Source organism: Variovorax sp. UC74_104 (assembly GCF_044055375.1).
In the GTDB taxonomy this organism is placed as follows: domain Bacteria; phylum Pseudomonadota; class Gammaproteobacteria; order Burkholderiales; family Burkholderiaceae_C; genus Variovorax.
Map to the genome: position 1 here is coordinate 2,458,311 of NZ_CP171978.1, position 21,878 is coordinate 2,480,188.

Annotated in this window: 10 protein-coding genes and 3 pseudogenes; 10 read left to right on the plus strand and 3 right to left on the minus strand. The window is 67.1% G+C overall.

Annotation, left to right across the window (positions count from 1 at the left end; genetic code table 11):
• Nucleotides 1-20 precede the first annotated feature (20 nt).
• Nucleotides 21-578 carry a hypothetical protein gene (locus ACHMXA_RS11470; protein ID WP_176664490.1) on the plus strand — a complete coding sequence of 186 codons (558 nt, stop codon included), beginning with the start codon at nucleotides 21-23 and terminating at the stop codon, nucleotides 576-578.
• 97 nt (nucleotides 579-675) lie between these two features.
• The gene (locus ACHMXA_RS11475) at nucleotides 676-3,267 is read left to right on the plus strand and encodes a bifunctional aconitate hydratase 2/2-methylisocitrate dehydratase (RefSeq protein WP_176664491.1); all 2,592 of its coding nucleotides are present in this window, start codon (nucleotides 676-678) and stop codon (nucleotides 3,265-3,267) included.
• Nucleotides 3,268-3,355: 88 nt separating this feature from the next.
• On the opposite strand, the gene ACHMXA_RS11480 is transcribed toward ACHMXA_RS11475, so the two are convergent.
• Together ACHMXA_RS11480 and ACHMXA_RS11485 are read right to left on the minus strand one after the other, a co-directional pair.
• A complete protein-coding gene (locus ACHMXA_RS11480; RefSeq protein ID WP_176664492.1) occupies nucleotides 3,356-4,216 on the minus strand; it encodes a hypothetical protein in 861 nt (286 codons plus the stop codon).
• Between the two features lie 16 nt (nucleotides 4,217-4,232).
• A complete protein-coding gene (locus tag ACHMXA_RS11485; protein ID WP_176664493.1) occupies nucleotides 4,233-5,369 on the minus strand; it encodes a DUF2827 domain-containing protein in 1,137 nt (378 codons plus the stop codon).
• 495 nt (nucleotides 5,370-5,864) lie between these two features.
• On the opposite strand from ACHMXA_RS11485, the pseudogene ACHMXA_RS11490 reads away from it, so the two are divergent.
• The 6 genes and pseudogenes from ACHMXA_RS11490 to ACHMXA_RS11515 all read left to right on the plus strand — a co-directional run.
• Nucleotides 5,865-11,321: pseudogene (locus tag ACHMXA_RS11490) on the plus strand (ESPR-type extended signal peptide-containing protein); the annotation flags it as partial.
• A 345-nt stretch (nucleotides 11,322-11,666) separates the two neighbouring features.
• A pseudogene (locus ACHMXA_RS11495) lies at nucleotides 11,667-12,116 on the plus strand (YadA-like family protein); the annotation flags it as partial.
• Between the two features lie 95 nt (nucleotides 12,117-12,211).
• Complete coding sequence (locus ACHMXA_RS11500; protein ID WP_176664494.1) at nucleotides 12,212-13,363, plus strand: DUF2827 domain-containing protein; 1,152 nt, start codon at nucleotides 12,212-12,214, stop codon at nucleotides 13,361-13,363.
• Nucleotides 13,360-14,484, plus strand: coding sequence for a DUF2827 domain-containing protein (locus ACHMXA_RS11505; protein ID WP_176664495.1), 1,125 nt, complete (start codon nucleotides 13,360-13,362; stop codon nucleotides 14,482-14,484). The genes ACHMXA_RS11500 and ACHMXA_RS11505 overlap by 4 nt, the downstream gene beginning before the upstream one ends.
• An 8-nt stretch (nucleotides 14,485-14,492) precedes the next feature.
• Nucleotides 14,493-15,110, plus strand: coding sequence for a hypothetical protein (locus ACHMXA_RS11510; protein WP_176664496.1), 618 nt, complete (start codon nucleotides 14,493-14,495; stop codon nucleotides 15,108-15,110).
• A 147-nt stretch (nucleotides 15,111-15,257) separates the two neighbouring features.
• Entirely contained in the window at nucleotides 15,258-17,528 is a 2,271-nt protein-coding gene (locus tag ACHMXA_RS11515; protein WP_176664497.1) for an acyl-CoA dehydrogenase, read from the plus strand.
• Here the strand turns inward: ACHMXA_RS11515 and ACHMXA_RS11520 are convergent.
• Nucleotides 17,422-18,280, minus strand: a pseudogene (locus tag ACHMXA_RS11520) (helix-turn-helix domain-containing protein). The gene ACHMXA_RS11515 and the pseudogene ACHMXA_RS11520 overlap by 107 nt on opposite strands.
• Before the next feature lie 146 nt (nucleotides 18,281-18,426).
• On the opposite strand from ACHMXA_RS11520, the gene ACHMXA_RS11525 reads away from it, so the two are divergent.
• Together ACHMXA_RS11525 and ACHMXA_RS11530 are read left to right on the plus strand one after the other, a co-directional pair.
• Complete coding sequence (locus ACHMXA_RS11525) at nucleotides 18,427-18,840, plus strand: hypothetical protein (RefSeq protein ID WP_176664973.1); 414 nt, start codon at nucleotides 18,427-18,429, stop codon at nucleotides 18,838-18,840.
• A 158-nt stretch (nucleotides 18,841-18,998) separates the two neighbouring features.
• Complete coding sequence (locus tag ACHMXA_RS11530; protein WP_395320715.1) at nucleotides 18,999-21,866, plus strand: aconitate hydratase; 2,868 nt, start codon at nucleotides 18,999-19,001, stop codon at nucleotides 21,864-21,866.
• Nucleotides 21,867-21,878: the final 12 nt, after the last annotated feature.

Sequence of the window (21,878 nt, forward strand, 5' to 3'; positions counted from 1 at the left end):
AGCCTCAAGGAAACCCACACATGAAGAAAATTGCCCTGATCGCCGCTGTCGCAATGGCCCTGCCGCTCGCGGCCGTGGCACAGAGCACGACGCCGGCCAAGCCTGCGGCCAAGGCCGAGACGGCGAAGAAGGCGCCCCCGAAGCGCCAGGTCACCCGCAAGGCCGCCAAGGCAGTGGAAGAAGTCACGCCGATCAGCGACGACACCAACATCGTCCTCACCGACGCCGACCTCGAGGTCGCCAAGCGCGTGTCGATCGGCAAGGCTCAGTGCGAACTCGGCGCCGACGTGACCGTCACGCCTGACGAGAAGAAGCCCGGCTTCTTCACCGTCAGCACCAAGGGCCAGAAGTACCGCATGCACCCGGTCGAAAGCCGTACCGGCGCCATCCGCCTCGAAGACCCGCGCGCCGGCGCCATGTGGCTCCAGCTCGGCAACAAGTCGATGCTGATGAACCAGAAGGCCGGCCTGCGCATCGCCGACGAATGCCAGACCGACGCACAGATCGCGTTCGCTGCAGAAATGAAGAAGAACCCGCCCAAGGCCCTGTTCGACGGCGCCGACGGCGAGAAGAAGTAAGCGCCAGTAAGCGCCCCTACCGGCGTGCGGCGCGGCTCTTGCTTGACCGCTAGAGCCGCCTCGCACGCCCGCCAGATCAGTTTCCGGAGAAAAGAAGATGTTGCAAGCCTACGTTGACCATGTTGCCGAACGCGCCGCGCTCGGTATCCCGCCGCTGCCCCTGAGCGCGAAGCAGACTTCCGAAGCGATCGAGCTCCTCAAGAGCGCGAACGCGAAGGACGGCGCCTTCCTGCTGGACCTGCTCACCTACCGCGTGCCTGCCGGCGTCGACGACGCCGCCAAGGTCAAGGCGAGCTACCTCGCGGCCGTGGCCCACGGCACCGAGAAGAGCGAGTTCATTTCGCGCGCCCGCGCCACCGAACTGCTCGGCACCATGCTCGGCGGCTACAACATCAGCCCCCTGATCGACCTGCTCGACGACGCCGAAGTGGGCGCCGTGGCGGCCGAAGGCCTGAAGAAGACCCTGCTGATGTTCGACCAGTTCCACGACGTCAAGGAAAAGGCCGACAAGGGCAACGCCAACGCCAAGGGCGTGCTGCAGAGCTGGGCCGATGCCGAGTGGTTCACCAGCCGCCCCGAAGTGCCGCAGAGCCTGACCATCACGGTCTTCAAGGTTCCCGGCGAAACCAACACCGACGACCTCTCGCCCGCGCCCGACGCCACCACGCGTCCCGACATCCCGATGCACGCGCTGGCCATGCTCAAGAACAAGCGTGAAGGCACCGCGTTCCAGCCCGAGGAAGACGGCAAGCGCGGCCCGGTCAAGTTCATCGAGTCGCTGAAAGACAAGGGCCACCAGGTCGCCTACGTGGGCGACGTGGTCGGCACCGGCTCCAGCCGCAAGTCAGCCACCAACTCGGTGCTGTGGTTCACCGGCGAAGACATCCCCTTCATTCCCAACAAGCGCTTCGGCGGCGTGTGCCTGGGCACCAAGATCGCCCCGATCTTCTACAACACCATGGAAGACGCAGGCGCGCTGCCCATCGAGCTCGACGTGAGCCAGATGGACACCGGCGACGTCGTCGAGTTGCGCCCTTACGAAGGCAAGGCGCTGAAGGACGGCAAGGTCATCGCCGAATTCAAGGTCAAGAGCGACGTGCTGTTCGACGAAGTGCGCGCCGGCGGCCGCATTCCGCTGATCATCGGCCGCGGCCTGACGGCCAAGGCGCGCGAGGCCCTGGGCCTGCCCGCCTCGACGCTGTTCCGCCTGCCGCAAAGCCCGGTCGACACCAAGAAGGGCTTCTCGCTCGCACAGAAGATGGTCGGCCGCGCCTGCGGCCTGCCCGAAGGCCAGGGCGTGCGCCCGGGCACGTACTGCGAACCCAAGATGACTTCGGTCGGCTCGCAGGACACCACGGGCCCGATGACGCGCGACGAGCTGAAGGACCTGGCCTGCCTGGGCTTCTCGGCCGACCTCGTGATGCAGTCGTTCTGCCATACCGCCGCCTACCCCAAGAAGGTGGACGTGAAGATGCACCACGAGCTGCCCGACTTCATCAGCACCCGCGGCGGCGTTTCGCTGCGTCCGGGCGACGGCGTGATCCACTCGTGGCTCAACCGCCTGCTGACGCCCGACACCGTGGGCACCGGCGGCGACAGCCACACCCGCTTCCCCATCGGCATCAGCTTCCCGGCCGGCTCGGGCCTCGTGGCCTTCGCGGCCGCCACCGGCGTGATGCCGCTGGACATGCCTGAATCGGTGCTGGTGCGCTTCAAGGGCAAGATGCAGCCCGGCGTCACGCTGCGCGACCTGGTCAACGCGATTCCGCTGTACGCCATCAAGTCCGGCCTGCTGACGGTCGAGAAGAAGGGCAAGAAGAACATCTTCTCGGGCCGCATCCTCGAGATCGAGGGCCTGCCCGACCTGAAGGTGGAACAGGCCTTCGAGCTGAGCGACGCCTCGGCCGAGCGCTCGGCCGCCGGCTGCACGGTGCACCTGAACAAGGAGCCGATCATCGAGTACATCAACAGCAACATCACGCTGATGAAGTGGATGATTGCCGAAGGCTACGCCGACGCCCGCACGCTGCAGCGCCGCATTGCCGCGCAGGAAGCCTGGCTGAAGGACCCGCAGCTGCTCAAGGGCGACGACGACGCCGACTACGCGGCCGTCATCGAGATCGACCTGGCCGACATCCACGAGCCCATCGTGGCCTGCCCGAACGACCCCGACGACGTGAAGACGCTGTCGGACGTGGCCGGCGCCAAGATCGACGAAGTGTTCATCGGCTCGTGCATGACCAACATCGGCCACTTCCGCGCCGCGTCGAAGCTGCTCGAAGGCAAGCGCGACATCCCGGTGAAGCTGTGGATCGCGCCGCCGACCAAGATGGACGCGCAGCAGCTCACCGAGGAAGGCCACTACGGCGTGTTCGGCAATGCCGGTGCCCGCACCGAGATGCCGGGCTGCTCGCTGTGCATGGGCAACCAGGCCCAGGTGCGCGAAGGCGCCACGGTCATGTCGACCAGCACCCGCAACTTCCCGAACCGCCTGGGCAAGAACACCAACGTGTACCTGGGCTCGGCGGAGCTGGCTTCCATCTGCTCCAAGCTCGGCCGCATCCCGACGCGCGAGGAGTACATGGCCGACATCGGCGTGATCAACAGCAACGGCGACAAGATCTATCAATACCTGAACTTCGACAAGATCGAGGACTACAAGGGCGTGGCGGATACGGTCGCGGCCTGATCCGGGTTCCGGCTCTCCCGGGTGATCTGCGGATCGCCCCGATGAAACAAGCCCCGCTTTGGCGGGGCTTTGTTTTTTTGTGTCTTTTTCAAAGCGGCGGCTGGTTGGACTGCAGGTGCTCCCGGCCCGCGAGCACCATCGCCGCGCCGGCCGGTCCGCCGACCGCATGCGGCAGCGAAGTCAGCAGCGAGTTCGCGAAATCGCCGCGATACAGCTTCGCGCCCTGGTGCGTCAGGTTGGAGTTGGCGTCGATGTAGATCGACTCGCCCAGGCCCGTCCAGAGGCGGCAGAAGCCGTAGTCCTCCGACAGGTAGCGGCGCGTCTGCGGATCGACCATCACGTCGAAGAAGCGGTAGTGCAGGCCGAGGTCGGCCTCGCCGATGCTGTCGGGCACGTAGCGCAGCTCTGGGTAGCTGGCCATAAGCCGCTCGAACACCGAGCGCCTGATCACCATGAAGCCGGTCGGCGCCTCGGTCATCTTCATGAAGCCGTCGGGCTGCACTTCGAGCTCGACCCGCGAGGTGGCCTGGGAGGCCTCGGCGTTGACGGTGTAGCGGGTGAAGGTGGATTCGAACTGCTGCTGCGTCGTGCCCTCTGCCACGCCGCCTTCGGGCCAGTTCTCCCGCTTCAGCGGATAGACCCCCGCCGCCACGTCGTAGCCCGAGAGCAGCAACCGGAAGGCCGCCTGCGCCGAGAAGCCGATGTCGGCGTCGATCCAGAACAGGTGCGTCCACTGCGGGTTGGCGAGGAACTGGGCCACGCAGTTGTTCCGCGCGCGCGTCACAAGGCTTTCGCCCTGGTGCGTGAGCACCTGCAGCCGCATGCCGGCACGCTCGGCCTGGACGGTGAAATTCAGTATCGAGGTGAGGTAGTTCAGGAAGACCTTGCCGTCGTGGCTCGGCGTGACGATCACGGGAAAGATCTGCCGGAGTTCGGATGGATCGAGCATGTCGGGCTCCGTGTGCCTATCGGGCGGGGCGCTGCATCAGGCCGAGCAGCAGCTTGTCGTAGACCTCGGTGGCCGCGGCGTTGCCAGGGAGGTAGCGGTCGATCAGGCTGCGCTGGCGCGCGCGGTAGCTTGCCGCGCCGGCATCGTGCGTGTCGACGGCCTCGAGCACGCGGGTGCTGCCCGCGGCCACGTCGTTGCCCGGGTAGTAGTAGCCGAGGTCGGCGCACAGGTGCGCGTTGTGCACCAGCGGGTAGCCCTGCCAGCAGGTCTCCAGGTAGAAGTAGTTCAGCGGGTTCTCCCACTGGTGGGAGATCACGATGTCGGTGTTCTGAGCAAGGAACACCGGCGTCTCGTGCCGGCCCAGGAACACCGCCTTGTGCTCGCGGACCAGGTCGAGCTGGTTCATCAGCGTGATGAACTCCATGTTTTCCTTCGCCAGCCGCTCGGCATTGGTGACCTGCAGCAGCGCGATGGCCTCGGGCCGCGCTCGATACGCCAGTTCGGCGATCAAGACCGGATAGAGGCAGAACTTCACCACGTTGATGTTCGGCTCCATCACGCTGAGCCGGCGCGCGCCGGCATGCGGCTGGTAGACGCCTGCATCGGGCAGGCCGCGCGTGCGCTCGTCGAGGAAGACCGGGCTCCACACGAAAGGCACGGCGCGCGCCTCGGCACGGCGCAGCACCTCGAAGTAGGGCTGGCTGATGTTGGCCACCTGCGGAACCATCCAGATGTCGTCGTAGCGCTGGTTCACGAACAGGTTCTGGCCCCACAGCGGCTTGCCGAACAGCATCGACTCCATGGCGTGCACGTACTCGAAACCGCAGCAGTACGACACCAGCCGCGCGCCGCGCTGCTTCAGGTAGTCGGTCTGCGCCGCGTCGATCTGGCCGCCGAGTTCGATCAGCACATCGACGCTGTCCTTGGCCGCCTCGAAGGTCACGGTCGGCCAGCGCGCCTGGTCCCAGGGCAGGGCCGGGGTGATGGGGACTGCCGTCGTGTTAACGAGCACCACCGATGTAACCACCGGACAGTGCTTCAGCGCTTCTGCCAGGAAAACGGCGTTCTGCTTGATGCCGTTGTTCCAGAGCGTTTCGGCCTCGTGATGGAGGCCGATGGTGATTCCAATGCGGAGCCTGGATGCGTGAGGCATTGAATTGTTTCTTAAATGTTAATTCAAGCCGAGGGCTGTTTTTACGTGAAAAAGATCACGGGATTTGATTAATGGCGCCGTGATTAATTTCACGATCTCAAATCACCCTGTGAACTTTTTGGCAAAAAAACAAGCGCCGGCATGGCGTTGTGTCGAAGGCGGCAAGAAGGCGGGCTGATAGGCGTAGTTCGTTGCAGATAGGGCGGTGGAAGGCCTTCGAGTGATCAATTGGAACCTCCTTCCATGAGCCTAAGCTGATTGCAATCTCCGCAATACCGGCTGCTTTTTGAAAATTTTGTGAACTAAATCATCAGAGCGGATTTTGAAGATTGTTGCGGCGTCCCTGAAATGTAAACAACTCCGTACATTCCAGCATTCCTGTAATTGAGCGCTGCGCCGGACCGGCGCTTCCGCGATGAAACCTGGCGCAGGAAGCATCGCATTTCAGCTGATTCGAAACCGTCCATTCACCTTCACCGCGAGCCGAACGTCAACATGAACAAGTCATACAGAAGCATATGGAATGAAGCCCTGGGAGCATGGGTGGCGGTCAGCGAGCTCGAGAAAAGCAGGGGCAAGGCGAGCAGGAGCGGCATCAGCGGCGGGTTCCTGCGGGTCAGCATGCTGTCGGCTTCGCTGATGCTCGCGTTCGGGCTGGCAAGTCCGAATGCGTTCGCGCAGCTGTCGTGTACCGGCACTCTCGTGTGCCAGCCCGCGGGCAACCAGGGCCTGACCTTCGTCGCGAACCCAGACTCGACGGGCAGCGGCGAGAGCATGGTGCTGCGCGGGGGAGGCGCGGGCACGCCGGTTCGCAACTACTTCGTCGGCAATGCCGACATCGCGAACGCCACGAACATCACGCTGGGTGACGCGAGCACCACCAACTCCACCACGACCATACTTGCCAACCATTTCCAGGTGGGCAACAGCGCTACCAGCGCCTCGGGCGCCAACAGCTCCGCCATCGGCATCAATGCACAGGCGACCCAGTCGGATACGGTGGCCATCGGCAGTTCCGCCAACGCGTTGGCCGCTTCCGCCATTGCGCTGGGCAACAGTGCGACGGTCAGCGCGGGGTCGACTTCGAGCATCGCGATCGGCGCCAGCGCCAATGCGCTCGGTTCGGATGCAGTGGCGCTCGGCCGCGGCGCCCAGGCAGGCAGCACCAGCACCGTCGCCATCGGCGCCGGATCCGGCACCACCAGCAACAACGCCACGGCCATCGGCGCAGGAGCCACGACCAGCGATGCCTGGGCGACGGCGATCGGCAGCACCGCGAACGCCTACGGCAACAGCAGTACCGCCATCGGCGGCGGCGCGGCGGCCAACAGCAACGGCCTGGCGATGGGGCGCTCCGCGAATGCTTCCGGCGCGGCAGGCGTTGCACTCGGCCAGTCGGCGGTCGCATCCAGCAACTTCGCCACGGCAGTCGGCAGCATGGCCAACGCCGCCGGGCTGAACTCGATCGCCATCGGCGGCTCCACCGCCACCGCGCCGACCACCCAGGCGCTTGCCACGGGCAAGGGCGCCATCGCGATCGGCAACAACGGCACCCAAGGCGCCAAGGCCCTCGCCGACGACGCGATAGCGATCGGCGGCCAGGCCAACGCCGCGTACACCAACAGCGTCGCGCTCGGCGCGGGCAGTGTGACCGGCGCGGCCGCTCCCACGGGCAAGGGCTTCCTCACCGGATCCGCCGCGCCCGCCTCCGAAGTCTCGGTCGGCTCGTCGTCCGCCCTGCGGCGCATCACCAACGTGGCCGACGGCTCCGCCGCCCAGGACGCCGTGACGGTGGCCCAGTTGAGCACCGGCATGAGCACCACGGCGAGCAGCATCGCCAGCCTCTCCACCTCGACCTCGACGGGCATCGCCAGCCTGTCGACCGGCCTCAGCACCACCAACAGCACGGTCGGCAGCCTGTCGACCTCGACTTCGACCGGCCTGAGCACCGCGACCAGCCGCATCAACAGCCTTTCGACGGGCCTCAGCACGACGAACAGCAGTGTCGCGAGCCTGTCGACTTCCACATCGACGGGCATCACCAGCTTGTCGACGGGCCTGAGCACCACGAACAGCGCTGTCTCCAGCCTGTCGACTGGCCTGAGCACGACGAACAGCGCCGTCGCAAGCCTTTCGACTTCCGCCTCGACGGGCATCACTAGCCTGTCGACTGGCCTGAGCACGACGAATAGCGCGGTGACCAGCCTGTCGACCTCCACCTCGACCGGTATCACCAGCCTGTCGACGGGCCTGAGCACGACGAACAGCGCAGTTGCCAGCCTGTCGACTTCCACCTCGACGGGCATCACGAGCCTTTCGACTGGCCTCAGCACCACGAACAGCGCAGTGACCAGCCTGTCGACCTCCACCTCGACCGGCATTGCGAGCCTTTCGACCGGCCTCAGCACCACGAACAGCGCAGTGGCCAGCCTCTCGACTTCCGCCTCGACGGGCATCACGAGCCTGTCGACTGGCCTCAGCACCACGAACAGCGCGGTGACCAGCCTGTCGACTTCCACCTCGACCGGCATCACGAGCCTTTCGACCGGCCTCAGCACCACGAACAGCGCGGTGACCAGCCTGTCGACCTCCACCTCGACCGGCATCACCAGCCTCTCGACCGGCCTGAGCACGACCAACAGCAACCTGGGCACCCTGAGCTCGACGGTCAGCTCCATCTACAACACGGGCACGAAGTACTTCCACGCCAACAGCACCGGCGCGGACAGCCAGGCCATCGGCGCCAACAGCGTGGCCATCGGCCAGAACGCCGTCGCCAATGGCGACAACAGCGTGGCGCTGGGCGCGAACTCCACGGCCAGCCGCAGCGCCGCGGAGATGACGAACTACGACGCCTTCGGACTGGCGAGCAAGCAGACCGCTGCCGGCGAGGTGAACGTAGGCAACCGCGTGATCACGGGCGTGGCGCCCGGCACGGCGGACCAGGACGCGGTCAACGTGCTGCAGGTGAAGACGGTCACCGCGTCGCTGTCCAGCGGCCTGAGCACGGCCACCAGCAGCATCGTCAGCCTCTCGACCTCCACGTCGACTGGCCTGAGCACGGCAACGAGCAGCATCGGCAGCCTGTCGACTGGCCTGAGCACGACCAACAGCACCGTCGCAAGCCTCTCGACGAGCCTCAGTTCCTCGACGAGCGCCATCAACAGCCTGTCCACGGGCCTGAGTACGACGAACAGCAGTGTGGCGAGCCTGTCGACGTCGACTTCCACCGGGCTGAGCACTGCGACCAGCAGCATCGGAAGTCTGTCGACCGGTCTGAGTACGACGAACAGTAGTGTCGCGAGCTTGTCGACCTCGACTTCCACTGGCCTGAGCACCGCGACCAGCAGCATTGGCAGCCTGTCTACGGGGCTGAGCACGACCAACAGCAGCGTTGCGAGCCTGTCGACTTCCACGTCGACTGGCCTGAGCACCGCGACCAGCAGCATCGACAGCCTGTCCACGGGCCTCAGCACGACGAACAGCAGTGTCGCGAGCCTGTCGACTTCCACGTCGACTGGCCTGAGCACCGCGACGAGCAGCATTGGCAGCCTGTCCACGGGGCTGAGCACGACCAACAGCAGCGTTGCGAGCCTGTCGACTTCCACATCGACCGGCCTGAGCACTGCGACCAGCAGCATCGGCAGCCTGTCGACGGGTCTGAGCACGACGAACAGCAGCGTGGCGAGCCTGTCGACTTCTACGTCGACTGGCCTGAGCACGGCGACGAGCAGCATTGGCAGCTTGTCCACGGGTCTGAGTACAACCAACAGCAGCGTGGCAAGCCTGTCGACCTCCACGTCTAATGGCATCAGCAGCCTCTCAACTGGCCTGAGCACGACCAACAGTGCGGTGGCCAGCTTGTCAACCTCGACCTCCACGGGTCTGAGCACGGCGACCATCGGCATCAACAGCCTGTCGACCGGCCTCAGCACCACCAACAGCAGCGTCGCCAGCCTGTCGACCTCCACATCGACAGGCATCAGCAGCCTGTCGACGGGCCTGAGCACTGCGACGAGCAGCATCGGCAGCTTGTCGACGGGTCTGAGCACGACCAACAGTACGGTGGCCAGCCTGTCGACCTCGACTTCCACAGGTCTGAGCACAGCGACGAGCAGTATCGACAGCCTGTCCACGTCGACTTCGACGGGCCTGAGCACTGCGACCAGCAGCATCAACAGCCTGTCGACGGGTCTCAGCACCACCAACAGCAGCGTCGCAAGCCTGTCGACTTCCACTTCGACGGGCATCAGCAGCCTGTCGACCGGCCTTAGCACTGCGACGAGCAGCATCGGCAGCTTGTCGACAGGCCTGAGTACGACCAACAGTGCGGTGGCCAGCCTGTCGACCTCGACCTCCACGGGGCTGAGCACAGCGACGAGCAGTATCGACAGCCTGTCCACATCGACTTCGACGGGCCTCAGCACCACCAACAGCAGCGTCGCAAGCCTGTCGACTTCCACTTCGACGGGCATCAGCAGCCTGTCGACCGGCCTGAGTACGACCAACAGCAGCCTGGTCAGCCTGTCGACGTCAACCTCCACAGGCCTGAGCACGGCCACGAGCAGCATCGACAGTCTGTCGACGTCCACCTCGACCGGCCTGAGCACCGCGACCAGCGGCATCAACAGCTTGTCGACCGGTCTCAGCACGACGAACAGCAGCGTCGCCAGCTTGTCGACCTCCACGTCGACGGGCATCAGCAGCCTGTCGACCGGCCTCAGCACCACGAACAGCAACGTCGCGAGCCTGTCGAGTTCCACCTCGACGGGCATCAGCAGCCTGTCGACGGGGTTGAGCACGACCAACAGCAGCGTCACGAGCTTGTCGACCTCCACGTCGACTGGCATCAGCAGCCTGTCGACCGGCCTGAGCACGACGAACAGCGGACTGGCAAGCCTCTCGACGTCGACCTCCACGGGCCTGAGCACTGCCACGAGCAGCATCGACAGCCTGTCCACGTCCACCTCGACCGGCCTGAGCACTGCGACCAGCAGCATCAACAGCTTGTCGACTTCCACATCGACGGGCATCAGCAGCCTGTCGACGGGCCTGAGCACGACCAACAGCAGCCTGGCCAGCCTGTCGACGTCGACCTCCACAGGCTTGAGCACGGCCACGAGCAGCATCGACAGCCTGTCCACGTCCACCTCGACGGGCCTGAGCACCGCCACCAGCAGCATCAACAGCCTTTCGACCGGCCTGAGCACCACGAACAGCAACGTCGCGAGCCTGTCGAGTTCCACCTCGACGGGCATCAGCAGCCTGTCGACGGGTCTCAGTACGACGAACAGCAACGTCGCCAGCCTTTCCACCGGCCTGAGCACGGTATCGAGCACGGTCGACAGCCTGTCCACCGGCCTGAGCACCACGACCAGCAACATCGGCAGCCTGTCGACGGGGTTGAGCACGACCAACAGCAGCGTGGCGAGCCTGTCGACTTCGACCTCCACGGGCCTGAGCACGGCCACGAGCAGCATCGACAGCCTGTCCACGTCGACCTCGACCGGCCTGAGCACCGCGACCAGCGGCATCGGCAGCCTCTCGACCGGCCTGAGCTCCACGAACAGCAGCGTCGCAAGCCTGTCGACCTCCACCTCGACCGGCCTGAGCACGGCAACCAGCGGCATCGGCAGCCTGTCGACGGGCTTGAGCACGACCAACATCAACCTCAACAGCCTGAGCACGTCGGTCAACAACATCTACAACACCGGCACCAAGTACTTCCACGCCAAGTCGACGGCGGGCGACTCGGTGGCCAGCGGCCAGGAGGCGGTGGCTATCGGGCCGCAGTCGGTGGCCAGCGGCGCCAACTCCTTCGCCGCCGGCAACGGTGCGAAGGCCACGGCCGACGGTGCGGTGGCGGTGGGCTTCGGCGCGCAGGCGACGGGCACCAACGCGATCGCCATCGGCAGCGGCGCCCTGGCCACGGGCTCGCAGGCCATCGGCGCCAATGCACGTGCGGGCGGCGGCGGCGTGGCCCTGGGCGACAACGCGGATGCCGGCGGCACGCCGCTGAGCCAGGCGCAGAACGTCTCCAAGGGCACGGCGATCGGCTTCGGCGCAATCGTGCAGCAAAGCGGCGGCGTGGCGCTGGGCTCGGGCTCGGTGGCTTCCACCGCGGCGGGCATGGCCGGCTACGTGCCGGGCGGCGCGACGGCGCAGCAGGAGGCCGCGATCAGGGCCACCACCAGCACACAGGCCGCGGTGTCGGTGGGCGATGCGGCCAACGGCCAGTACCGCCAGATCACCGGCGTGGCGGCGGGCACGGCCGACAGCGATGCGACCAACGTGGCCCAGCTGAAGGCGGCCTCGGCGGCATCGAAGGCCAGCAGCGTGCAGTACGCGACCAACCCCGACGGGTCGGTCAACTACAACCAGATCACGCTGGGCGGCGGCCAGGCCCCGGGCGGCACGCGCATCAGCAACGTGGCGCCGGGCATCCTGCCGGGCGATGCGGTCAACGTGCAGCAGCTCAACCAGGTGCAGGGCCAGGTCGGCGACGTGGCGCGCATCGCCTACTCGGGCACGGCCATGGCGTTCGCGATGTCGGGCACCTACCTGCCGACGCTGTACCCCGGCGAGAAGACGGTGGGCGTGGGCCTGGGCAGCTACAAGGGCTACAGCGCCGTGGCGCTGACCTTCAAGGCGTTGTCGGACGACGGCAAGATGTCGTGGGGCGCGGGCCTGACGACCACGGGCAAGGAATGGGGCATCAACGCCGGCATCGGCTGGAAGTGGAAGTAAGCCTCTGAAAGGCCGACGGGCCGGCCCTCCAACGGGCGGCTCCCGCGCTTCACGGCGTGGGGGCCGTTCCTTCTTTTTGGTACACACTCCGCCTCATGCGCATCGGTATTTCAGTCCTTACCCATGCGGGGCAGAACATCTGGGAGAACGGAATGGGACAGAACGTCCTGTTCCTGGCCCGGCTGCTGCAACGCATCGGCTTCGTCGAGTCCGTGACCCTCATCGACGCGGGCGACCAGCAGAGCATGCCGCCCCAGGTCGACACGGCCGCCATGGGCCTGGCCTTCGGACGCGCGCGCGAGCTCACCGGCTCGCTGGACGTGGTCATCGAGATGGCCGGCGCGCTCGACGTGCAGTGGCTCTCTTACTTCCGCGCATGCGGCGGCCGCGTGGTGTTCCATTGCGTGGGCCAGCCTTTCGCGGCGCTGGCCGAGCCGATCGTCTTCACCGACAAGGGTCACTTCAGCAGGCCCGACCGCTGCGACGAAGTGTGGCTGCTGCCCAAGGACGCCGCCTTCGCGCCCATGATGCGCACCATGCACCGCTGCCCGGTGTTCGAGGTGCCCTACCTCTGGTCGCCGCAGTTCCTGGCCCAGCGTGTTGCCGAGGTCGAGGCCGCGGGCCACCGCTTCGGCTATGTGCCCCGCACGGCAGCGCAGCCGGGCTTTCGGGTGGCGATCTTCGAGCCCAACATCTCGGTGGTGAAGTGCAGCAGCGTACCCATGCTGATCTGCGACGGCGCCTATCGCGCCGATCCGTCGGCCGTGACCTCGATGCAGGTGCTCAACACGCTGCACCTGAAAGACCACCCGACCATGCTCTACCTGGCGAACTCGCTCGACATAGTGCGCCAGCACAAGGCGGTCTTCCATGGCCGGCACGACTTCGCGGGCTTCATGGTGCAGTTCGCCGACGCGGTGGTCTCGCACCAGTGGCAGAACGACCAGAACTACGGCTACCTCGACGCGCTCTACGGCAACTACCCGCTGGTGCACAACTCGCCCTGGCTGCGCGACGCGGGCTACTACTACCCGGACTTCGACATCGCCGCCGGCGCGGCGCAGCTGCGGGAGGCCGTGCGTTCGCACGACCTGCAGCTCGACGACTATCGCGCCCGTGCGCAGCGCGTGTTCCAGTCGGTCGATCCCTTCAGCCCCGCGAACGTCGAGGGCTACGCGCAGCGGCTGCTGCACCTGGTGGGCGGCAACGCCGGCTTCCGCGCCGATGCCGCGAGGGCTGCCGCATGATGCCGGCCAAGCTCAGGGTTGGCGTCTCCATCTTCATCCGCAAGGGCGAGCAGAGCCTGTGGGAGAACGGCGTCTACCAGAACTGCCTGTTTCTGGTGATGTTGCTGCTGCGCTCGCCGCGCGTCGAAAGCGCGGTGCTGGTGGCCGGCGGCGGCGACGGCGGCCCGGCGGACGCCACCAGCTTCCTCGCCGATTCGCCGGTGCCCATCATCGACATGGCCACGGCAGGGCAGCACCTCGACCTCATGATCGAGATGAGCGCCCAGCTCGCCATGCCGTGGTCGGTGGCCTTCCGCGAGCGGGGCGGCAAGATCGTCTCGATGCGCGTGGGCAACGACTACGTGATCGACATCGAGCGCATGATCTTCGACAAGCCGCACGGCCTGCTGATCTCGGGCGCGCCCTACGACGAGGTGTGGACGATTCCCGAGTACGAGGTGTCGTGCAAGCCCTATTTCGAGAGCACCTTCCGCGCGCCCGTGCGCCTCATGCCGCACCTGTGGAGCCCGATGGTGCTGGAGCGCGCCATGGCCCGTGCCCCCGACAGCCCGCCCTTCGCCTACGAGCCCGGCCGCAGGCAGTGGCGCGTGGCCATCTTCGAGCCCAACATCTGCATGGTGAAGACCAGCTTCATCCCGATGCTCGGCTGCGAGGCCGCGCACCGTGCGCAGCCCAGGCTCATCGAGAAAATGTGGGTCTTCAACAGCTTCCACCTGAAGGACAAGCCGCTCTTCGTCGGCTTCGCGCAGAGCTTGGACATCGTGCAGCACGGGCTGGCCACCTTCGAAGGGCGCTTTCCCGTCTACCAGGTGATGCCCGGCAAGATCGACGCGGTGTTCGCGCACCACTGGGAGAACGCGCAGAACTACCTCTATTACGAGGCGCTGTACGGCGGCTATCCGCTGATCCACAACTCGCACCTCATCGGCGACTGCGGCTATCGCTATCACGGTTTCGACTGCGAGGAGGGCGGGCTCGCGCTGCGGCGCGCCTTCGCCGAGCACGACGCCGACCTGCCGGCCTACCGCGAGCGCGCGCGCCGCTTCATCGCCACGCTCGACCCCGAGGGCGAGGAGAACGTGCGCGTCTACACCGCCGCCATCGAGAACCTTTACGCATGAGGACCGCGATGAAGCCGACCCCACGATTCCCCCGCCTGCCGGCCGCCGCCCTGGCATGGGCCGCCGCCGGTGCCGCGTTCGCCCAGGGCGTGCTGGTGCCGCAGGCGCCGCCCGCCGCGCCGCAGGACACGCTCACGCGCGCCGCCACCAGCGTGGGCGTCAAGCGCTGCCTGCCGGCCATCACGCGACTGTCCACGCTCACCGTGCAGGGCAGCCGCAGCCACGACGTGCTGCTCGACTGGGACCGCAAGCGCCCCGACGCCGGCCCGATGTTCTCGCTGATCGGCATGGAGTTTCCGAACGCGGGCGTGGCGGCGTCGATCACCGCGATTCCCGACGAGAGCGGTGCATGCACCGTGTCGGCCGAGCGCATCTCGGTGGCGCCCTTCACCTGCGCGAGCGTCGGCCAGCAGGAACTGGCCAGCTACAAGATGACGCGGCTGCTGCCCAACTACGCCGTCTATACCGACGAGAAGGAGCCGACCTCGTCGGTGTCGCTCATCGACTCGCCGCCGGGCTGCCTGATCATCCGGCGCTATGTGGAATACGGCTGGCGCGATCCGGCAGCTGCGCCGGGCGCGGCTCCCGCTGGTGCCGGTGCGGCCCAGCCGGCGAAGAAGCGATAGGCACCAGGCACGGCAGGCGCCACAGGAGCGACAGGCGCTCGTCTCCGACAAGCAGGGACGCCCTCGGCCGGCCCCCCGAGTCGGCCCCAAACCCGAAGAATGGAGCCGATCCGCATGCGAACCCGCGGCGGAAGGAAGGAGACGCACATGCCTCTGGCTTCACTGATCGGCCGATGGGCCATGCAGCCTTTCTCGAAGGCGCTGCCGCCGCTGGGCGACACCGAGCGCGCGGCACTGGAGGCCGGCACCGTCGGCTTCGAGGGAAGGCTCTTCGCGGGGCACCCTGACTTCGACGCGCTCGCAGCCATGGGCCCGAATCGCCTGAACGAGCGCGAGCAGGCCTTTCTCGACAACGAAGTGCGCGAGCTGTGCCGCATGCTCGACGACCACGCCATCGACGAGGCGCAAGACCTGCCGCCCGAGGTGTGGCGCTACCTGCGCGAGAAGCGCTTCTTCGGGATGATCATTCCGCAGGAGTTCGGCGGCCTCGGCTTCGGCCACCATGCGCACGCGACCGTGGTGGCGCGCATCGCGACCGTCAACGTGGCGACGGCCGTCACGGTCATGGTGCCCAATTCGCTGGGCCCGGCCGAACTGCTGCTGCGCTACGGCACCAACGCCCAGAAGGCCCACTACCTGCCGCGCCTGGCCGACGGCCGCGAGCTGCCGTGCTTCGGGCTGACCTCGCCCTACGCGGGCTCCGACGCGGCCTCGATCCCCGACCGAGGCGTGCTGGTGGAGCGCGAAGTCGACGGGCGCAGGGTGCGCGGCTTCCTCGTCGATTTCGACAAGCGCTACATCACGCTCGCGCCGGTCGCCACCGTGGTCGGGCTGGCCTTCCATGCCGTCGATGAAAGCCGGCCCGAAGGCAAGCGCGAACTGGGCATCACCTGCGCGCTCATTCCTGTCCCGCAGGCCGGCATGGAGATCGGACGGCGCCACCACCCGATGGACAGCGCCTTCATGAACGGCCCGATCCACGGCCGCCAGGTGTTCGTGCCGATGGACTGGATCATCGGCGGCGAGCAGCAGGTCGGCCAGGGCTGGCGCATGCTAATGGAATGCCTGGCGGCCGGCCGCGCAATATCGCTGCCGGCGCTGGGCTCGGCCATGCAGCAGACCGCGCTGTACGTGGCCAACGGCTACGGCCGGATCCGCGAGCAGTTCGGCATGCCGGTGGGCCGGTTCCACGCGGTCGCGGGGCTGGTCGCGCAGATGTCGGCCGAACTGTACGCGAGCGATGCGGCGCGGCGCTTCACCGCCGCCGCGCTCGACAAGGGCGAGCGGCCCAGCGTGGCGAGCGCCATCCTCAAGGTGCAGCTGACCGAGGCAGGGCGGCGCGCGGTGAACCGCGGCATGGACATCCTCGGCGGCAAGGGCATCATCTCGGGCCCGTCGAACCTGCTCGGCGTGGCCTACCGGCAGGCGCCGATCGCGATCACGGTGGAGGGCGCGAACATTCTCACGCGCGCGCTGATCGTGTTCGGGCAGGGCGCGGTGCGCTGCCATCCGCACGTGCTCGACGAAATGGCGGCCGTGCAGGCCAGGGACGAGACGGCACTCGGCAAGGCGCTGCTGGCGCACGGCAGGCACGTGGCGCTGAACCTGTGGCGCAGCCTCTTCGGCGCGCCGGTGCTCGGCTCGCCGCCCGACGACCTCGCGCACGAGGCGAGGCTCATCGCTCGCATGAGCGCCAAGTACGCGCTCACGGCCGACCTCGCAATGGGCCTGCTCGGCGGCAAGCTCAAGCGCATGGAGCTGCTGTCGGCGCGCCTGGGCGACGTGCTCGCGCATCTCTACCTGGCCAGCGCGTGCGTGTGGCGCTACCGGGTCGAGGCGGCACCCGAGATGCTGCCTTTCGCGCGGGCGGCGATCCGCCTGCAGATCGACGAGGCCGGCAGCATCCTGCGCGATCTCTACGCGAACCTGCCGACGCCGGGGCGGCGCCTGATCGGCGCGCTGGTGCTGCGCCGCACGGGTCACCTGGCGCCGCTGCGCGACGTGCAACTGCTCGAACTGGCGGAGCTGCTGCGCAAGGAGCCGCGCATCGTCGCGCGCCTGGCGCCTGACCTGAGCGAGCCCGCTTCGGGTGGCCTGCTCGACCTGATGCACGCGCTGGAACTGGGCGCGAAGCTCGGCGACGGCACGGCCGCGCTCAACAAGGTGCTGCGCCGCACGAATTCGCTCGAGGAGGCGGCGTGTTCTTCACCCGACCCTGAGCTGGCGCTGGCCTATCTGAAGGCTGCCGACAAGGTCATCCAGGTGGACGATTTCGAAGGCCCGCCGCGCGACGGGCAGGGCAGAGCGGACTTCAGCGAGCCGGCTGCTGCTGTTGTTGTGCCGCCAGCGCCGCCAGCGCAGCCGCCGTCTGCTCGTCCGCCGGAAAGAACGACTCCACCGCGAGTTCCTGCAGCGTGACGTCCACCGGCGTGCCGAAGATGGTGATGGTGCTGATGAAGCTCAGAATGCCGCTGGGCATCATCACCTGAAAGGGCACGGCCACCGCCGACAGCGCGGTGTCGATGACGGGCGCGTCGTGGCTCACGGTCGGCGGAGTATAGGCCTCGAGCTCGTCGTGCAGAGCCTGCAGCACCGCGTCGCCCGTCGCGGCGATCTGCTGCTGCAGCCGCTCCAGCAGGTGCATGCGCCATTGCGCCAGATTGGCGATGCGCGGCGCTACGCCTTCCGGGTGCAGGCTCAGGCGCAGCACGTTGATCGGCGGCTTCAGCAGCTCGGGCGAGGCGCCCTCCATCAGCAGCGGCACCAGCGCGTTGTGCGCGACCAGGTTCCAGTGGCGGTCCACCGCCAGCGCCGGAAAGGGCTCGTGGCCCTTCAGCACCAGGTCGATGGCGCGGCGCGCGGAGGCCATCGCCGGATCATCCAGGGAGCGCTGCCTGTACATCGGCGCGAAGCCGGCGGCCACCAGCAGGGCATTACGCTCGCGCAGCGGCACCTTCGAGCCGCTCGGCCAGGCGCAGCACCATCTCGCGGCTGGGGGCGGCGCGGCCGGTTTCCACGTAGCTCAGGTGGCGGGTCGAGACCTCGGCCTCCTGCGCCAGGTCGAGCTGGCTCAGGCGCCGATGGGTGCGCCAGTGCCGCAGGTGGACGCCGAAGGGGTCGCGCGCGCCGGGCTGGCCGGCCTTGGACGAGTGGGAGTGGGTTGTGCTCATGAGGCCGCATTCTGGCGTGGCCGGGCCGCGCCGCCATGACCTCCCAGGTCATCGACCCGATGCACGCCGCCCGGAATCATCGACCCCAACGCGGCAGGACCGGCCTGCAGCGTAGTCAACCACCAAGGAGAGATTCCATGTCCGCCATGTCCGTCTTCGCATCCCCCCGCTTCCTGCCCAACGTGATGTGGGCCGACGCCGCCTCCTGCGCCGCCACCGGCGCGCTGCAGGTAGCCTTCACCGACGCGCTGGCTCGCCTGACCGGGCTGCCGGCACCGCTGCTCATGGGCACGGGTGTGTTTCTTCTGGCCTACGCGGCCGCCGCGGCCTTCATGGCGAGCCGAAGCACGCCGCCGCGCACGCTGATCGGGCTCGTGGTGGCCGGCAACTTCGGCTGGGCCGTGGCCTGCGTCGCGCTGCTGGTGAGCGGCATGTTCCCGGTGACGGCCGTGGGCGTGGCCTGGGTGCTGGCGCAGGCCGTGTGCGTGATCGTGCTGGCCGAGCTGCAGTGGACCGGGCTGCGCCGCAGCCGCCGCAGCGCGAACATGGCCCTTGCCTGAGGAGTTCGTGAGGAATGCCGGCGACGCCGTTGTACCCGGCATTTTTCGCGATGAGGAACGTGGCGCGACAAGACGATGACAGGGAAGACCGACTACGCTTGTTGACATTGATCCCCGCTATCCTTGAGAGGCTTCCACGAACACACAGGAGTCTCCCTATGGCCAAAGCCCCGGCGCATGCCTTTGCGTCCACCCTCAAGACCTTCAAGACCCCGTCGGGCAAGTCCGGCAAGTACTGGTCCCTGAAGGAGCTGGCCAAGCAATACCCGTCCGTCGATCGCCTTCCCGTCTCCATCCGCATCGTCCTGGAGTCGGTGCTGCGCAACTGCGACGGGCAGAAAGTCTCCGCCAAGCACGTCGAGGAGGTGGCCAACTGGGCACCGAACGCCGAGCGCGTCGACGAGATTCCCTTCGTCGTCACCCGCGTCGTGCTGCAGGACTTCACCGGCGTGCCGCTGCTGGCCGACCTGGCCGCCATGCGCAGCGTGGCCGCCAAGCTGGGCAAGTCGCCCAAGACCATCGAGCCGCTGGTGCCCGTCGACCTGGTGGTCGACCACTCGGTGATGGTCGACTACTACGGCACGCCCAAGGCGCTCGACCTGAACATGAAGCTGGAATTCCAGCGCAACAACGAGCGCTACCAGTTCATGAAATGGGGCATGCAGGCCTTCGACACCTTCGGCGTGGTGCCGCCGGGCTTCGGCATCGTGCACCAGGTCAACCTCGAATACTTCGCGCGCGGCGTCTACAAGAGCCCGAACGACAAGAGCGACAAGCCCACCTACTACCCCGACTCGCTGGTCGGCACCGACAGCCACACCACCATGATCAACGGCATCGGCGTGGTCGGCTGGGGCGTCGGCGGCATCGAGGCCGAGGCGGCCATGCTGGGCCAGCCGGTCTACATGCTCACGCCCGACGTGGTGGGCTTCGAGCTCACCGGCCAGCTGCGCGAGGGCGTCACCGCGACCGACCTGGTGCTGTACGTCACCTCCATCCTGCGCGCCGAGAAAGTGGTGGGCAAGTTCGTCGAGTTCTTCGGCCCGGGCGCCGCATCCATCGCGGTGCCCGACCGCGCGACCATCGGCAACATGGCACCCGAGTACGGCGCGACCATGGGCTTCTTCCCGGTGGACGAGATGACGGTAGCGTATTTCGAGGGCACCGGCCGCACCAAGGAAGAGGTCGAGCGCTTCGAGGCCTACTACAAGGCGCAGGGCCTGTTCGGCATGCCCAACCCCGGTGACATCGACTACACCAAGGTCGTCAGGCTCGACCTGAGCACCGTGTCGCCCAGCCTGGCCGGCCCGAAGCGCCCGCAGGACCGCATCGACCTGGGCCACCTGTCCACCAAGTTCTCGGAGCTCTACAGCAAGCCCAACGACGCCAACGGCTTCAACCAGCCGGCCGACAAGCTCAAGCTGCGCTATCCGCTGGTTGCCGCCGGCAAGAGCGGCGACGAGGAAGCCGCCCCGCCGCCCGCCGGTGCGCCGCTGGACGTGGTCGAGATGGTGGCCAACCGCTCGACCAAGGCCGCCGCGCACGTGAGCGCCAGCGCGCCCGCGGCGCCCGAGGGCGCGGTCACCATCGGCAACGGCGACGTGCTGATCGCGGCCATCACCTCGTGCACCAACACCTCCAACCCCAGCGTGATGCTGGCCGCCGGCCTGCTGGCCAAGAAGGCGGTGGAGGCTGGCCTCTCGGTCAAGCCGCACGTGAAGACCTCGCTGGCCCCGGGCTCGCGCATCGTCACCGAATACCTGGAGAAGGCCGGCCTGCTGCCGTACCTGGAGAAGCTGGGCTTCTACCTCGCGGGCTACGGCTGCACCACCTGCATCGGCAACGCCGGCGACCTCACGCCCGAGATCAACGAAGCCATCACGAAGAACGACCTGATCGGCGCGGCCGTGCTCTCGGGCAACCGCAACTTCGAGGCGCGCATCCATCCGAACCTGAAGGCCAACTTCCTGGCCTCGCCGCCGCTGGTGGTGGCCTTTGCCATCGCGGGCAACGTGATGACCGACCTGATGACCCAGCCCGTGGGCAAGGGCAAGGGCGGCAAGGACGTCTACCTCGGCGACATCTGGCCCACGCCGAAGGAAATCGACCAGAATCTGCGCTATGCGATGAACGCCAAGTCGTTCCGCGCGAACTACGACAAGGTCAAGACCGACCCGGGCAAGTTCTGGAGCAGCATCAAGGGCACCACCGGCCAGGTGTACGACTGGCCGGAGTCGACCTACATCGCCGAGCCGCCGTTCTTCGAAGGCTTCAAGATGAAGCCGCACGCGTCGGACGCGGGCATCAAGGGCGCGCGCATCATGGCGCTGTTCGGCGACTCGATCACCACCGACCACATCTCGCCGGCCGGCTCCATCAAGGAAAGCTCGCCCGCGGGCATCTGGCTCAAGGCGCACGGCGTGGCCAAGGCCGACTTCAACAGCTACGGCTCGCGCCGCGGCAACCACGACGTGATGGTGCGCGGCACCTTCGCCAACGTGCGCATCAAGAACCTGATGATCCCGCCGGATGCCAACGGCACCCAGGAAGAGGGCGGCGTCACGCTGTTCCAGCCCTCGGGCGAGAAGATGTTCATCTACGACGCCGCCGTGAAGTACATGGAGCAGGGCGTGCCGACCGTGGTGTTCGGCGGCGAGGAATACGGCACCGGTTCCTCGCGCGACTGGGCCGCCAAGGGCACGCAGCTGCTTGGCATCAAGGCCGTGGTGGCGCGCAGCTTCGAGCGCATCCACCGCGCCAACCTGGTCGGCATGGGCGTGCTGCCGCTGCAGTTCCGCGGCGCCGACTCATGGCAGACGCTGGGCCTCACAGGCAAAGAGCAGATCGACGTGGTGATCGGCGGCGAGCTGAAGCCGCAGATGGACGTGAAGCTGGTGGTGCACCGCGCCGACGGCTCGCACCAGGAGGTGACGGTGCGCCTGCGCATCGACACGCCGATCGAGGTCGACTACTACAAGCACGGCGGCATCCTGCCCTTCGTGCTGCGCCAGCTGCTGGCTGCCTGAGCGGCAGGGGCC

What these genes read in the sequence shown, in the direction of transcription:
- ACHMXA_RS11470 (WP_176664490.1), top strand. Translation starts at nt 21, where the DNA reads ATGAAGAAAATTGCCCTGATCGCCGCTGTCGCAATGGCCCTGCCGCTC.
- ACHMXA_RS11510 (WP_176664496.1), top strand. Translation starts at nt 14,493, where the DNA reads ATGAAGCCGACCCCACGATTCCCCCGCCTGCCGGCCGCCGCCCTGGCA.
- ACHMXA_RS11480 (WP_176664492.1), bottom strand. Translation starts at nt 4,216, where the DNA reads ATGCTCGATCCATCCGAACTCCGGCAGATCTTTCCCGTGATCGTCACG.
- ACHMXA_RS11530 (WP_395320715.1), top strand. Translation starts at nt 18,999, where the DNA reads ATGGCCAAAGCCCCGGCGCATGCCTTTGCGTCCACCCTCAAGACCTTC.
- ACHMXA_RS11485 (WP_176664493.1), bottom strand. Translation starts at nt 5,369, where the DNA reads ATGCCTCACGCATCCAGGCTCCGCATTGGAATCACCATCGGCCTCCAT.
- ACHMXA_RS11500 (WP_176664494.1), top strand. Translation starts at nt 12,212, where the DNA reads ATGCGCATCGGTATTTCAGTCCTTACCCATGCGGGGCAGAACATCTGG.
- ACHMXA_RS11515 (WP_176664497.1), top strand. Translation starts at nt 15,258, where the DNA reads ATGCCTCTGGCTTCACTGATCGGCCGATGGGCCATGCAGCCTTTCTCG.
- ACHMXA_RS11475 (WP_176664491.1), top strand. Translation starts at nt 676, where the DNA reads ATGTTGCAAGCCTACGTTGACCATGTTGCCGAACGCGCCGCGCTCGGT.
- ACHMXA_RS11525 (WP_176664973.1), top strand. Translation starts at nt 18,427, where the DNA reads ATGTCCGTCTTCGCATCCCCCCGCTTCCTGCCCAACGTGATGTGGGCC.
- ACHMXA_RS11505 (WP_176664495.1), top strand. Translation starts at nt 13,360, where the DNA reads ATGATGCCGGCCAAGCTCAGGGTTGGCGTCTCCATCTTCATCCGCAAG.